Source organism: Pseudomonas syringae group sp. J309-1 (assembly GCF_032582135.1).
GTDB classification, from domain to species: domain Bacteria; phylum Pseudomonadota; class Gammaproteobacteria; order Pseudomonadales; family Pseudomonadaceae; genus Aquipseudomonas; species Aquipseudomonas quasicaspiana.
In genome coordinates this window covers 1-12801 of the sequence record NZ_JAWHNU010000029.1, presented here as the reverse complement: position 1 = coordinate 12801, position 12801 = coordinate 1, and the positions used below count along the sequence as shown (strand labels likewise).

The 12801-nt window shown below is 56.1% G+C and carries 15 protein-coding genes; 6 read left to right on the top strand and 9 right to left on the bottom strand.

Translation table 11 applies throughout. The features are described from left to right. Window positions 1-405 precede the first annotated feature (405 nt). On the top strand, window positions 406-720 hold the full coding sequence (locus tag RX972_RS16395; protein WP_141562218.1) for a hypothetical protein: 315 nt from the start codon (window positions 406-408) through the stop codon (window positions 718-720). A 272-nt stretch (window positions 721-992) separates the two neighbouring features. Here the strand turns inward: RX972_RS16395 and RX972_RS16390 are convergent, their stop codons facing one another. Both RX972_RS16390 and RX972_RS16385 read right to left on the bottom strand, forming a co-directional pair. After that, on the bottom strand, window positions 993-1259 hold the full coding sequence (locus RX972_RS16390; RefSeq protein ID WP_027902706.1) for a DUF1652 domain-containing protein: 267 nt from the start codon (window positions 1257-1259) through the stop codon (window positions 993-995). A gap of 330 nt (window positions 1260-1589) precedes the next feature. Beyond that, window positions 1590-2072, bottom strand: a complete 483-nt coding sequence (locus RX972_RS16385) for a GNAT family N-acetyltransferase (RefSeq protein WP_099269222.1) — start codon at window positions 2070-2072, stop codon at window positions 1590-1592. Window positions 2073-2626: 554 nt separating this feature from the next. Between RX972_RS16385 and RX972_RS16380 the strand changes: the two genes are divergently transcribed. Continuing rightward, window positions 2627-3565 carry a hypothetical protein gene (locus RX972_RS16380; RefSeq protein WP_316876940.1) on the top strand — a complete coding sequence of 313 codons (939 nt, stop codon included), beginning with the start codon at window positions 2627-2629 and terminating at the stop codon, window positions 3563-3565. Between the two features lie 158 nt (window positions 3566-3723). On the opposite strand, the gene RX972_RS16375 is transcribed toward RX972_RS16380, so the two are convergent. Further along, on the bottom strand, window positions 3724-4662 hold the full coding sequence (locus RX972_RS16375; RefSeq protein ID WP_316876938.1) for a DMT family transporter: 939 nt from the start codon (window positions 4660-4662) through the stop codon (window positions 3724-3726). Window positions 4663-4762: 100 nt separating this feature from the next. On the opposite strand from RX972_RS16375, the gene RX972_RS16370 reads away from it, so the two are divergent. After that, window positions 4763-5629, top strand: coding sequence for a LysR substrate-binding domain-containing protein (locus tag RX972_RS16370; RefSeq protein WP_122704951.1), 867 nt, complete (start codon window positions 4763-4765; stop codon window positions 5627-5629). A 107-nt stretch (window positions 5630-5736) separates the two neighbouring features. Next, window positions 5737-6729 (top strand): alpha/beta hydrolase, encoded by a 993-nt coding sequence (locus RX972_RS16365; RefSeq protein WP_164706070.1) that lies wholly within the window; start codon window positions 5737-5739, stop codon window positions 6727-6729. On the opposite strand, the gene RX972_RS16360 is transcribed toward RX972_RS16365, so the two are convergent. From RX972_RS16360 to RX972_RS16335, 6 genes are all read right to left on the bottom strand, one after another. Beyond that, entirely contained in the window at window positions 6693-7403 is a 711-nt protein-coding gene (locus RX972_RS16360) for a DUF72 domain-containing protein (protein ID WP_316877166.1), read from the bottom strand. The two genes, RX972_RS16365 and RX972_RS16360, sit on opposite strands and share 37 nt — an antisense overlap. Next, window positions 7403-7837, bottom strand: coding sequence for a DNA methylase (locus tag RX972_RS16355; RefSeq protein WP_257153437.1), 435 nt, complete (start codon window positions 7835-7837; stop codon window positions 7403-7405). Before RX972_RS16355 ends, RX972_RS16360 begins: the two co-directional genes overlap by 1 nt. 8 nt (window positions 7838-7845) lie before the next feature. Continuing rightward, on the bottom strand, window positions 7846-8022 hold the full coding sequence (locus RX972_RS16350) for a hypothetical protein (RefSeq protein ID WP_164706071.1): 177 nt from the start codon (window positions 8020-8022) through the stop codon (window positions 7846-7848). Between the two features lie 92 nt (window positions 8023-8114). Further along, window positions 8115-8510: a RidA family protein gene (locus RX972_RS16345; RefSeq protein ID WP_099269217.1), complete on the bottom strand. Its 396-nt coding sequence runs from the start codon at window positions 8508-8510 to the stop codon at window positions 8115-8117. A 214-nt stretch (window positions 8511-8724) separates the two neighbouring features. Continuing rightward, window positions 8725-10095, bottom strand: a complete 1371-nt coding sequence (locus RX972_RS16340; protein WP_316876929.1) for a gluconate:H+ symporter — start codon at window positions 10093-10095, stop codon at window positions 8725-8727. A 160-nt stretch (window positions 10096-10255) separates the two neighbouring features. Then, on the bottom strand, window positions 10256-11164 hold the full coding sequence (locus RX972_RS16335; RefSeq protein ID WP_316876927.1) for a LysR family transcriptional regulator: 909 nt from the start codon (window positions 11162-11164) through the stop codon (window positions 10256-10258). Window positions 11165-11289: 125 nt separating this feature from the next. On the opposite strand from RX972_RS16335, the gene RX972_RS16330 reads away from it, so the two are divergent. Together RX972_RS16330 and RX972_RS16325 are read left to right on the top strand one after the other, a co-directional pair. Then, the gene (locus RX972_RS16330) at window positions 11290-11991 is read left to right on the top strand and encodes a CoA transferase subunit A (RefSeq protein WP_027902715.1); all 702 of its coding nucleotides are present in this window, start codon (window positions 11290-11292) and stop codon (window positions 11989-11991) included. A 67-nt stretch (window positions 11992-12058) separates the two neighbouring features. After that, window positions 12059-12715 carry a CoA transferase subunit B gene (locus RX972_RS16325; protein WP_122396582.1) on the top strand — a complete coding sequence of 219 codons (657 nt, stop codon included), beginning with the start codon at window positions 12059-12061 and terminating at the stop codon, window positions 12713-12715. The last annotated feature ends 86 nt before the right edge of the window (window positions 12716-12801 follow it).

The following is a 12801-nucleotide window of genomic DNA, read 5'->3' as shown; positions in this document are numbered from 1 at the left end:
ATTCAACGGGGTAGTGAGATAGAGGCTACTGGCAAGGGACGGACGCAGACAGAGGCGCCCTGAAAGGGTAATAGATAATTTCAAACATCCGCCTAACTGTCAATTTCACGTCAAAGCTTTACACCTCAGCATGCTTTATATAACCGATTGATTTATAGAGTAATTATTTATTGACGACATTAAACGGCTATTTCAAAAGTCCCCTATCAGTTTTTACACTGGATTGGCCCGGACGATTCATGAAAATCCAGCCTGGCAAAGCCTGACCTTCAGCTCCAGTACGGAGACCGCTAGAAGTCCGATCAGCGGCTTGCTCCGCCCGTCTTCAAAGGAGAACTATCTGCGAGTGCGGGAATCAATGACACAAGATGTAAAAAAAGCTTAATGGATGCAGAGGTCGCAGACATGAACGTTGGAAAGCACAATCGCTCGAGTATCGCTGAAATCGACTATTCCCGTGAAACCCTGTTCGGCCCGATCCCGATGCAGGCAACCTGCAGGGTGAGGTTGACCACAGTAGAACAGAATGGTCAAAGCTTGCGTGAGCTGACGATCCTGGGCGAGGTTCCAGACTACCTGCTTAAATCTGCGGCTATCCGGGTAGCACTGGAAGGAAGAATTGAAGCGGGCCCGATACGGGATTGTTGCGAAGTGAACAGCAATAGTGAAGAACCGTTCAAGTTGCTGTTCGAAAATGAACATCGCCGGGCTATGCATTAAGTTATCGTACAACTTAGGTGTTCGCGCATTGAAGTATTGGCATAAGGATATATGCCGATAGGCGTGCGCTTATTAACACGTTGCAAAACATTACATCGCGTTATGCCGACGACAGAACGTTCATGCCACAAATGGCAAACTGATCCCCGCGCTGACTGGCTTGATCACTATGTCCGCCGTTAAGCCGAGACAACCCCAGACATGCGAAAGCCGCCTATCGAGTCCCCTGAAGGTCTACCACGGCGGCTTTATCAGACGTTTTTTCAGTTCAATCAAACAGCGATGCGGGCCTTGCCATGGTGATGCCGGGTATGTGCGAGGTCGTAGCGCAGCTCTGCTACCAATTCGGAGATATCACGGGTGGTATTGAGGCGATCCAGGGAAATCCCGGTCACCAACAATTCAACCTTTTCCGAATTAGGATCAATGATCTGAACGGTCATGGAGTCCGGGGATACGCTGCAGGTGCAACGCAGGGGTAAAAACGCACTCTCGACGATACTTCTCAACTCGAGTGTGGAAAGTCTGTAGGCGATCATGTCCTTCTCCTTGTTAAATCGCGCGTGGCTGAGTTCCTGCCACGATGGACACAGTGATACATCAATGTTTATTTTGATTGCCGCCAAACAAACGTCGTCATTTAATTGAAGGCATGTTTACTTATACGCTTCGCACCACCTTGAAGCAACGGGGATTTTTACGCTCTTTTTCAAGCCGTTCATAACGGTTTATATAAACAATCAGCAGAAACGGTTCACTTAACAATATTCATCACTTTGTTTACATGATTGGTATCAATAAAGTGCCCAAACAGTTCTTAAGCAGTATCCCGTCAGCCGCTTTTGGCGACTGACGGTCAGTCTCACGCTTCAGTCGTCCTGACGTGGCAGCCGCAGGTGAATCAATGCCACTCGACCGCCCTGCTTGTCCCTGCGCTCATCGATGGCGTAGGGCCGGAATCCCAGTTTCGGATAGAACAACAGACCCGGCACATTATGGTTGTAGCACGATGCTGTCATTTCGCTAGCCTCATGCTTGTCGAATGCCAGTTCCATCATGCAACCGATCAGGTAACGCCCTACCCCTCGAGAACGCGCCTTGGGGGCAATGATCACATTGCCCAGGGAGCAGCGCCCGCGAAAGTCACTGCGAGCGAAATTTGCATATCCCACGACTTCGCCATCCATCTCGATAACCGTCGAGTCGGAATGGTTGTGCAACGCATCCAGCAATTGGGGCGGTGTGAGAGGCCATATTGCGCGAGGGAACATATAAAACAGCTCGTCGACATTCTGCGGCAGCGCACAGATGGCCGGGATGTCTTTTTCTTCCAGTGGGCGGTTCAAGAACATTGGGCAGTGACCTCTTGAAGAATGGAAATAACAAGCGTGTGAACACTATATGCGAACTGTCGCTCTGTGCACGTGTTCGCCTGACAAAATTCCGGCACTGCTCTCCCTTCGCCATTTATATCCAACAAATGCATCGCCTGAATTCGGACCTGTAGGAGCGCACGAGCACCGCGAGGCCGCGATGGCGTCCTGCCTGATACAACGCCATCGCGGCCTCGCGGTGCTCGTGCGCTCCTACAGATCTGGTGGCTGCTTCGCGATAGCGCGGCGTCTGGACGACGGGGGCAGTTACTTATATATAAAGGATTAATAAGTCAGCGCTATTCATTGCCGTACTTAAAAAACGTTACCCAATACTTTGATGTGTCACTAACTCCCCACTCATGCAGAACGCCTGTAATAAATAGCGCGTCGTTGCAGAATGCATGACTCGAAAACTCTTAAATAACTTAAACCCTTGAATTATATGGATTTTAATTAAGGGTACTTCTGGCATAACCACTGCAACGCTTTAAGGGACGCTGTAACAAAATCCTTCATGGAGCAGAAAAATAATGATTTCATCCCCCGACACTTTCAATGCTGCCGCGCAAGAATCAAACAACCACTCAGGTGTTTCCTGGGGGGCAATCTTTGCAGGTGCCGCCGGCGCCGCTGCGCTTTCCTTGATTCTCATATTGCTGGGCTTCGGCTTGGGTTTCTCGGCGGTATCGACTTGGGGCAACGAAGGCATCAGCGCCAAGGGCCTGGGTATCTCGACGGTCATATGGCTGGCATTTACCCAAATCATCGCTTCCGGTCTGGGTGGCTATATCGCCGGTCGACTGCGCGTGAAGTGGGCAAACCTGCACGGCGATGAAGTGTATTTCCGCGACACCGCCCACGGTTTCCTGTCGTGGGCCGTGGCAACCCTGGTCGCTGCAACACTGATCGCCAGTTCGGTCAGCAGCATTATTGGCGGGGGCGTTCAGGCCGGTGCCAGTGTCGCTTCGGGTGCAGCAGGTGCAGTGACTCAAGTAGCAGGCAGCGCGGCGAGCAATAGCAACGCCAGCAGTCAGGACTACGGCTATTACATCGACAGCCTGTTCCGTGATGATCGCCCTGCTGCTGTCAGTGATGACGCGGCCCATGGCGTAGTGCTGCGCATCTTCAGCCGCACACTGAGCAATGACGGTCAGATCAGCCCTGAAGATCGTACCTACTTGGCACAGATGATTGCTCAGCGCACCAATCTCAGCCAGGCAGATGCCGAACGTCGCGTTGACCAGGTCTATGGTCAGGCTCGCAAAGCCGTAGAAGACGCCAAGGTCGCTGCTAAAGAAGCTGCCGACACCGCTGCGAAAGTTGCCGCGATGACTGCCCTGTGGACCTTCGTCTCGCTGCTGTGCGGTGCCTTCTTCGCCAGCTTCGCTGCCATTTATGGCGGTCGCCGTCGCGACGCAGTGACTTATCTCGACGAACGTCCTTACACCACTACAACAACGGCTCTTTAAGCCAAGGAGAACGACTATGCCTTCCATCCTTCTGTGGTTACTCGGTGTCCCAATCCCGGTCATCATCCTGATTGCGATCCTGATGTAACGGATCGGGTCCAGGCCGCCTCCCCTCACGGGCAGGCGGCTTTTTTATAGGCGTCTTTCATGGCCGTCACTCAGCGTCTGCGCAGGAATGGCAGCCCGACCAGTGTCAGCGCCACACCCACTATTGCCCCCCTACTCAAAGGATTGCCGAATTGGAGCCAGGCCCAGATCATCGTTGCGGGAGGCGTCAGAAACAGCGCTCCGCTGACGCTTTGCATGTTGAATCGCTTCAGGCACAGCCAGTAAAAGCCGTATCCACCGAGGGTTGAGCAGATCACCAGCCATAGCACGGCGGCGCCAAAGCCAAAGGACAACACCGGCGCAATCCCACCTTCCAGCATCGACAACACCGCGAACACCGGCAAGGCCGCGCATATCTGTATAAACAGCGAAGTCATAGCGGGTACCGTGAAGGACGGTGTCTCCTTTTGATGCGTCTTCTTTTGATAGATCGTTGCTGCGGTTAGCGACAGGACGGCCAAAGCCGGTAAGCCGTAGGCCCACAATGGCGCATCGGAAAACTCGACACTCGCGGCGCTGGCAATCAGCATTCCGGCGATACACAACCCCACGCCAAGCCATTGCCAGCCACGAGTACGCTGGCCGGGGATGAGCCCGGCCGACAGCACAATGCTCAGCGGCAGCAAGTTGGCAATCAGGGAACTGGTGCCGGGCGCCACGCCAAGTTCGATGGACAAGGCAATCGCAGCAATGAAACCGGCAATCGCCAAAAGCCCTACCAGCATCTGCTGCCGCACGATGGCCCAGGTCAGCTCACGCAACGAGCCCAATACCCACGGGAACAGCAACAACGCCGCCAGCACGAATCGCCAGAAGGTCACCAACATTACCCCGCTGTGCTCCGAGGCATAGCGATAGCCAATAAAACCCGAACTCCAGCTCAGCACCATGGCAGCCAACAGCACACCACTGACCCACCTGGATCCAGAAACCGATGAAGTCTTTGGCGTACTGGCCTGATCAATAATTTCGACCGTCTGCCCATTCATTGAGCATCCCCTATTGCGCTGAATGAGCGTGATGTTAAGAATGGGCAGGCACTTCAATCAAACGAAATTATAAGCATCACTGATGCAGGATTTATAAACCATGCAAAGCACGCTGGATATCGAGCTTCTGCGTACCTTTCAAGCGGTTGTGCGCTTCGAGCAGTTCCTCGCTGCTGCAACCTTTCTCAATCGCAGCCCTTCTGCGGTGAGCCTGCATATTCGACGCCTGGAAGACATTGCCGGTGGCCGCCTGCTGGAACGGGATAATCAGACCGTCACCCTGACCTCTCTAGGCAGGCGTTTTGCATTGCAAAGCGCCGAGCTGCTGCACGTGCATGATCGGCTGCTGGCCGGATTCGCGAGCCCGACGATCAGCGGTCGAGTGCGGTTGGGTATCTCCGAAGAATATGCAGCGAGCCTGTTACACAGCACGCTAAGCCCATTGACCAGCGGCTACCCGCAAATAGAGCTTGAAGTTGAAACCGCCTCCAGCGGTCGGCTGAATGAGCAATTGCAGCGCGGCCAGCTGGATCTGGCGCTGCTCGTGGTACCAATCGAGACCGCCAGCGCTGACCGGCCATTGCATACGTTCGGGACCACCGAGCCCGTCTGGGTCGCCGCTCCAGGCTACCAACTGGCACATGACAAACCCGTACCCCTGGCACTGCACGGCGAAGGTTGCCCTTACCGCAGCGTCGCTGTTAACACGCTGAATGAGATCGGCAGAGCCTGGCGCACCGTGGTCATGTCGGCGAGTTCCAGCGCGCTGGAAACGGCTATTTGCGCCGGACTGGCTATCGGCATCATTGACCGCAGCCGGGTCGGCGCGCAGATGCGCATTCTCGGTCGGGATGAAGGCTTGCCACCCCTCCCGCTGCATGAACGACAACTGGTCAAGGCTCCAGGAGTGCCCAGCGCCGCCTGCGAAATAATGACCGGCCTGATCAACGATCATTTCCGCCCATGAAATCAGACCGACTGCGCCCGCAATATTCTGTAACCGATCAATCAATCGGTATCATGACAACGCCGTTACAGTCAGCCTTTCGCTTGAAAAGTCGGGGGAAGTAATTCATGGCCATATTTTCTCTGGCTCGTATCCGGGCGCGCTGGCTTACCTGGACCTGCATGCTGGTGTTCATCATTGGTTTGCCCGTGGGCTGCTCCGTCCTGGAACACACCGAGCGGGAATTGGTGTTCCGCATTGAACCCGGCACCGCCAGTTGGTACAGCGGGCTACCGGCCAATGTGCAGGAACTGGAACTCAAAGCTCCGCAATTCGGCCTGTCGCAAAGCATTCACGGCTGGTGGTGGCCTGCCAATCGCAAAGATGCCCCAGCCGTCCTCTACTTGCACGGATCACGATGGAACCTGACCGGCCAACTGTTTCGTATCGAAGAGCTGCACGCGCTGGGTTTCTCGGTGTTGGCAATCGACTACCGTGGCTTCGGCGAAAGTCGTGGCCCGCTTCCTTCAGAAAGCACCGTCTATGAAGATGCCCGCATCGCCTGGGAGCGCCTCAAGCTTCTGCAACCGGACGCCAGCCGTCGGCTGATTTACGGCCATTCCCTGGGCGGGGCAGTGGCTGTGGATCTGGCTGCCGAACTGGGGCGCGATACTCAGGACGGCACTCAACCGGCGCAGGCGCGTGGGCTGATCATCGAATCGACCTTCACCACCCTGGCCGACGTCGCCACCGCAGTGGCCACTAACTACACCTCATTACCCGTACGCTGGTTGCTGTCACAGAAATTCGACTCCGTCGACAAGATCGCCGACATCCACATGCCAGTGTTGATCGTGCACGGCATGGACGACCGATATGTACCGCCGCGCTTCAGCGAGGAGTTGTTTGCCGCGGCGCAGGAGCCCAAGAAGCTATTGCTGGTGCCGGGCGGGACTCATAACAACAGCATGCGAGTGGGCCGTCAGGCGTACAGCCAGGCCATTCAGGCCTTACTCAAATCCAGTGCGGTGCCTGCGAATGCAACGAGGCCGGAAAGCACTCACTCGAAAGAACAACCGTCTGCTCAAGCCAGCAATCTGCGCAGCAATAACGCATCGTGAACGGCGTGCCCGCTGGCGGTGTTGTCGAAGATGCACCAGGTTTCCAGGCCAGCGTCGGCAGCGGTCTTCAATTTCACCGCCAGTTCCTGCAAGTACGCCAGTTCATAAGCACTGTGATAAAGGCGTGGCGAACCGTGAAGTCGCCAATACTGAACACCCGACCAGCCTCCCGGCGTATCTCCACCGGTAATGGGTGAAGGGTCTGCCGCCACCTGACCGACCTGAAAACCATTGAGCAACGACTCGGCATCGCGCCAACTCGCATGACGCGGCTCTATCACCAGGCTGCCGTCATAACCCTTCCGCAAGGCCTCAAAGAAAGCCGTTGCGATTGTCGGGTCATAAGTCAGTGAGGGCGGTAACTGCACGAGGAGGCAGCCCAGCTTGTCCTTCAGATGCAGGCACTGAGTCAGGAACTGCTCAAGCAGATGCTCACAGCCCTGAAGACGATGTTCGTGAGTAATTGACTTGGGCATTTTCACGGAGAAACGAAAGCCCGCAGGCACGCTCTCAGCCCAACGCTGCCAGGTTTGCGGACGGTGCGGGCGGTAAAAAGAGCTGTTGATCTCGACCGCCGATAACGAGGAGGCGTAGCGCTGCAAGTGTGTACCTTCTTCGGCAAACTCAGGCCAGTGCTCGCGGGGCAAGCTCCAGCCAGCGCAGCCGACCTGAATCAATACAGCACCTCGCCGGCTTCGCGCATGAATATTTCGACGGTCTTTGGCCCTACTCCGTCGAACTCGGCAAGGCACTTTTCGAATCCGCTGCGGCTTCCACTGCGACTATGGATTTCGCCAATCTTTCCGGCATATTCCTCGATAAGCTTTTTGCTCATGGCAGTCAAACGTGTTGCCGTCGTCTCGTCATAACGCACGTAGTGCGCCTCACCAAGCATCGCAACCAGTTGCCGATGGGACTGGCTGGCCATTTTACGCGGCGTGTCGCAACCATGCTGATCGACGATGACCCGATAAGCCTGCGCTGCGATATCCGCCTGAATACGCTTGCCCATGAGAAAACTGGCGATAAACCATTTGAACAGAGCGACTTCATCACCGCTCTTCAGGTCGATCGCCAGGTCTTGGGCCGTGATGACCTTGCTCGCCACGGTACGTGTCAGCTTGGGCTATCTGAAGCGTCATCACCCGCTACATCGGGATCATCGGGCTCGACTTCATTGATATCGGCCTCACGCACATCATTGTCGGACGTGGACCTGCCATCCGATTCGCTCGGGTTGGGATTCGGACCGGGAGTCTGGGCGGCCTGGCTGTCTACAGGGTCTCTACTCATGATGTTCCTCGCGAGGTAGTTGAATGAATACCCTGTTTGGAATCAACACCGTCCCACGAGTTCGGTTTATTTGATGATTGGTCCTGGCCTGATCAGCCGCGTTGAACAGCGATGCACTTGATCTCAAGAAGCAGCCCCGGGACAGCCAGTTCTGATACACCAATGGCCGTCCAGGCACACAGTCCGCGGGGGAAAAGGCGCTCTTTGACGTCACGAAAAACCGCCATGTGCTCGCTCATGGACACGTGAAAAGTGGTCATTTCTACCACGTCCTCAAAGCTGCAACCGCCCTCGGCAAGCACAGTGCGCAGGTTTTCCCAGCAGGCGATGAACTGTTGTTCAGGATCGGCAATGACCTCAAGGTCCGGCGTGCGTCCGATCTGCCCGGCACAGTACAGCGTGCTTTGAACCTTGACCGCCGGAACGTACCCCGCGCGCTCGACGATATTGCGCATGGACGGTGGAATGATGATTTCGCGATCTGGCATGGGATTACCTGTGGGGGTCGCTGAAAATGATGGAGTACAGAGGCCGGGCAATCACCAGCCAGCGCATGTTGCCGTGGTGCTCACACACAGAACCCTGTGGGAGCAGAGCTTGCTCGCGATGAACGATTACACGATATGCCTGATACACCAAGGCGCCTGAATCGTCGGAATGCCGCCCAGACCAAGCACCGCTCCCACAGAGACCGCAGCCGCCTTACGTCAACCACCACCATAACAGCAGCGTGCCCACCAACCCCACCACTGACACAATGGTCTGCAATACCGACCAGACCCAGATCGTCTGTTTCAGTTGAAGACCAAAATACTCGCGGACCATCCAGAAACCCGCGTCGTTGACGTGGCAAAAGAATACCGAGCCAGCACCAATCGCCAGGGCCACCAGTGAGCTTTGCGTTGCCGCCAGCCCCGCCATCATCGGCGCAAGAATACCCGCCGTGGTGGTCGTCGCGACGGTCGCTGAACCGGTAGCCTGACGCAGCGCCACTGCGATCAGCCACGCCAGCAACAGATATGGAATATGCGCGCCCTCTGCGACCTTGCTGATGGTTTGACTCACGCCAGCATCCAGCAACGTCTGCTTGAGCCCGCCGCCCGCACCAATGGTCAGCAGCAGGACTGCAATCGGTGCAAGACTTTTGCGTAGCGTGCCGTTCACGTGATCGCGCGTCAGGCCATTGGCCCAGCCCAGACAAATGACCGCCGCAATGACTGCAATGCTCAGCGCCACCAAGGGTTCGCCGAGAAACTTCAGGGTCAGCGCCAGCGAGCTGTGCGGGTCCATGAATATCTTGGCCAGCGTGCTCCCCAGCATCAGGATCACCGGCAAGAGAATAATCAGCAGCGAAATACCAAAACCCGGCTGACGGGTCACGTCAGGTTTGGTCGAGAATAATTCGCCCAACTCGGCCGGTTCCTTGATGTCCATGCGTCTGGATAACCAGTTGCCGTACAAAGGACCGGCAAGAATCACCGCCGGAACCGCAATGCAGATGCCCAGCAGCATGGTCAGCCCAAGGTCGGCATGCAGCGCGCTGACCGCAATCAGCGGTCCCGGATGCGGCGGCATCAATGCATGCAAGGTGGTCATGCCTGCCAGAGCCGGAATCGCGATTTTCAGTAAAGGCTGATCAGAGCGTCGGGCCATGACAAAAATGATCGGCACCATCAGTACCAGACCGACTTCAAAGAACAGCGGCAGACCGATAACCATGGCCACCAGGGCCATCACCCAAGGCAACGACCTGCCCTTGCCAAACCCCAGCAACGTAGTGGCGATACGGTCCGCAGCGCCCGATTCAGCCATCAGTGCGCCGAGCATCGCGCCCAGAGCGATAATCAATCCGGCCTCGCCCAAAATCCCGCCTGCGCCTTTACTGAAGGCCTTGGCGACTTCTTCGGCAGGCAGACCGGCACCGATCCCGGCGATAAACGTGCCGATCAGAATCGAAAGAAATGGCGGAAGTTTAGTAGCGCTAATCAGCACGATGATGTTGGCAATCGCGATCAGGCAGCAGATAATCAGGCGGGTGTCGTGCACCAGCCAGGCAGCAGAAGAAACATCCAAGGCACTCTTCCTTATCGTCGGTCCTGCGGTCGAGAGCACTGCAGAAACATTTAGTTGTAATTCTGCAGCACGATACCGGAACGCCAGATGCGCGAATGTGAAGTTTGTGACAGTTTCGCCCCCGCCTCGAGTGATCCACTCCTGGATCAACAGACCCGACCTAGACGTGCAGCAGACCAGGAACCTGCGCCTGAGCATGCTCGATCAGCACCTCGCGCAAGGCCTGAGCAGCGGCCGACAACTTGTGATCGGCGAGCATCATCAGGCCGATGGGCCGCTCAATCGCAGGCCCCACCAACGCAATGCAATGCGCGCCCAGTTCATGCATCTGTTCAATGCATAACGACGGCACTGCGCTTACCCCCAGACCACTGGCGACCATTCGGCCGATGGTCGACAACTGGTGGCTTTCAAACGCAACGGACAGCTTGCCGTGCTGCGCTTGCAGATGATGTTCCAGCAGCAAACGCACCGCTGATGGGCGCTGCAAGGCGATGAAGTCTTCCTGCAAGAGTTCTTGCCAGGTGATTTCCTTGCGTTGTGCCAATGGCGAATCCTGCGGTACCACTGCAACAAAGCGATCGGTATAGAACGGCGTGAACACCAGGGAGTTGCTGGACTCAGGTTCAAAACCGATGCCCAGTTCAACCCGTCGATGACGGACCATTTCCAGCACTTCTTCGTTGATCAGGTCATGAACGGCTACATTGACTCGTGGGTAGCGACTGCGAAACACCTTCAGCGCGCCAGGCAGCAGGTTACCGGCAAACGATGGCATGGCGGCCACCGACACTTTGCCCAGTTGCAGGGTAAAGCGCTGACGCAGCAGTTCTTCAGCGTTGTCCCAGTCAGCCAGCAGTTGCCGGGCCAGCGGCAGCAGGGTTTCACCCTCGGGCGTAAGGCTGACGGTGCGCGTGGTGCGGCTGAGCAATTGCCCGCCCAGATCATCCTCCAGACTTTTGATGGTCAGGCTCAGCGCGGGTTGCGACACATGCAGCCGCTCCCCCGCCTGGGCAAAGCTCAAATGCTGGGCAACGGCCAGAAAAGCCCTTAGCTGCTTGACGTTCATATATTTACTTTTCTTATTAATCGATCAGAAAAAAAAAATTAACAAAACACTCCCCCCAAGAGAAGATGTTGCAACGCTCCCCTGACGGCCAGACCGTCGACCACAACTATAAAAGGCGGATCATCATGGCTGGACTCGACAAACGAGTGGCGACTTATCAGGAAGCCCTCGCCGGGCTGACCGACAACATGACAGTGCTGTGCGGCGGCTTCGGTCTATGTGGCATCCCGGAAAACCTCATTGCTGAAATAAAGCGCATGGGCGTGAAAGGCCTGACGGTTGTTTCCAACAACTGCGGCGTCGATGGCTTTGGTCTGGGCATCCTCCTCGAAGATCGTCAGATTCGTAAGATGGTCTCCTCCTACGTCGGCGAAAACGCGCTGTTCGAACGTCAGTTGCTCAGCGGCGAACTGGAAGTCGAACTCACTCCCCAAGGTACGCTCGCCGAAAAAATGCGCGCAGGCGGCGCTGGTATCCCAGCCTTCTACACCGCAACGGGCTATGGCACACCGGTCGCTGAAGGCAAGGAAACCCGCCAGTTCAACGGCCGCAATGTCATTCTGGAAGAAGCCATTACTGGCGACTTCGCCATCGTCAAAGGCTGGAAAGCCGACCACTTCGGTAATGTGATCTATCGTCATACCGCACAGAACTTCAACCCGGTGGTAGCGACCGCGGGCAAGATCACCGTGGTCGAAGTCGAAGAAATTGTTGAACCCGGCGTGCTGTTGCCTTCGCAGATTCATACGCCAGGTATTTATGTCGACCGGGTCATTCTCGGTACTTTCGAGAAGCGCATCGAACAGCGCACCGTCAGAAAAGCCTGACGCAATCCGGCTCCGGATGCTGCTTTGCACAGGCAGCGGCACAAAAACAACAAAGAGACTTCAGACCATGGCACTGTCCCGCGAACAAATGGCTCAACGCGTTGCACGCGAACTCAAGGATGGCTACTACGTGAACCTCGGAATCGGCATTCCGACGCTGGTGGCCAACTACGTCCCCACCGACATCGACGTCATGCTCCAGTCGGAAAACGGCCTGCTGGGGATGGGCGAATTCCCCACCGAAGAAACCATCGATGCCGACATGATCAACGCTGGCAAGCAGACCGTAACCGCCCGCGTCGGCGCATCGATTTTTGACTCATCCCAGTCCTTCGCCATGATCCGTGGCGGCCATGTGGACCTAACGGTTCTGGGTGCCTTCGAAGTCGACGTGGAAGGCAATATCGCCTCCTGGATGATCCCCGGCAAACTGGTCAAAGGCATGGGCGGTGCCATGGACCTGGTGGCCGGTGCCGACAATATCATTGTCACCATGACCCATGCGTCCAAGGACGGAGAGTCCAAACTCCTCACCCGCTGCAGCCTGCCCCTGACCGGTGCTGGCTGCATTCGCAAGGTGTTGACTGACCTGGCGTATCTGGAAATCGAAAACGGTGCTTTTATTCTTCGCGAACGCGCACCGGGCGTGAGCGTTGAAGAAATCATCGCCAAAACCGCCGGAAAATTGATCGTGCCGGATGATGTGGTTGAGATGAGTTTCTGACCTGCATCCAAGCGTTTGAACCACATACCCACTGTAGGAGCTGCCGAAGGCTGCGATGCGGAGTGACTGACACACCGCATCGCAGC

Coding starts and splice junctions, on each gene's coding strand:
- RX972_RS16325 (WP_122396582.1), top strand. CDS start 12,059: ATGGCACTGTCCCGCGAACAAATGGCTCAACGCGTTGCACGCGAACTC.
- RX972_RS16375 (WP_316876938.1), bottom strand. CDS start 4,662: ATGAATGGGCAGACGGTCGAAATTATTGATCAGGCCAGTACGCCAAAG.
- RX972_RS16385 (WP_099269222.1), bottom strand. CDS start 2,072: ATGTTCTTGAACCGCCCACTGGAAGAAAAAGACATCCCGGCCATCTGT.
- RX972_RS16390 (WP_027902706.1), bottom strand. CDS start 1,259: ATGATCGCCTACAGACTTTCCACACTCGAGTTGAGAAGTATCGTCGAG.
- RX972_RS16395 (WP_141562218.1), top strand. CDS start 406: ATGAACGTTGGAAAGCACAATCGCTCGAGTATCGCTGAAATCGACTAT.
- RX972_RS16350 (WP_164706071.1), bottom strand. CDS start 8,022: ATGAGTAGAGACCCTGTAGACAGCCAGGCCGCCCAGACTCCCGGTCCG.
- RX972_RS16345 (WP_099269217.1), bottom strand. CDS start 8,510: ATGCCAGATCGCGAAATCATCATTCCACCGTCCATGCGCAATATCGTC.
- RX972_RS16380 (WP_316876940.1), top strand. CDS start 2,627: ATGATTTCATCCCCCGACACTTTCAATGCTGCCGCGCAAGAATCAAAC.
- RX972_RS16330 (WP_027902715.1), top strand. CDS start 11,290: ATGGCTGGACTCGACAAACGAGTGGCGACTTATCAGGAAGCCCTCGCC.
- RX972_RS16370 (WP_122704951.1), top strand. CDS start 4,763: ATGCAAAGCACGCTGGATATCGAGCTTCTGCGTACCTTTCAAGCGGTT.
- RX972_RS16365 (WP_164706070.1), top strand. CDS start 5,737: ATGGCCATATTTTCTCTGGCTCGTATCCGGGCGCGCTGGCTTACCTGG.
- RX972_RS16335 (WP_316876927.1), bottom strand. CDS start 11,164: ATGAACGTCAAGCAGCTAAGGGCTTTTCTGGCCGTTGCCCAGCATTTG.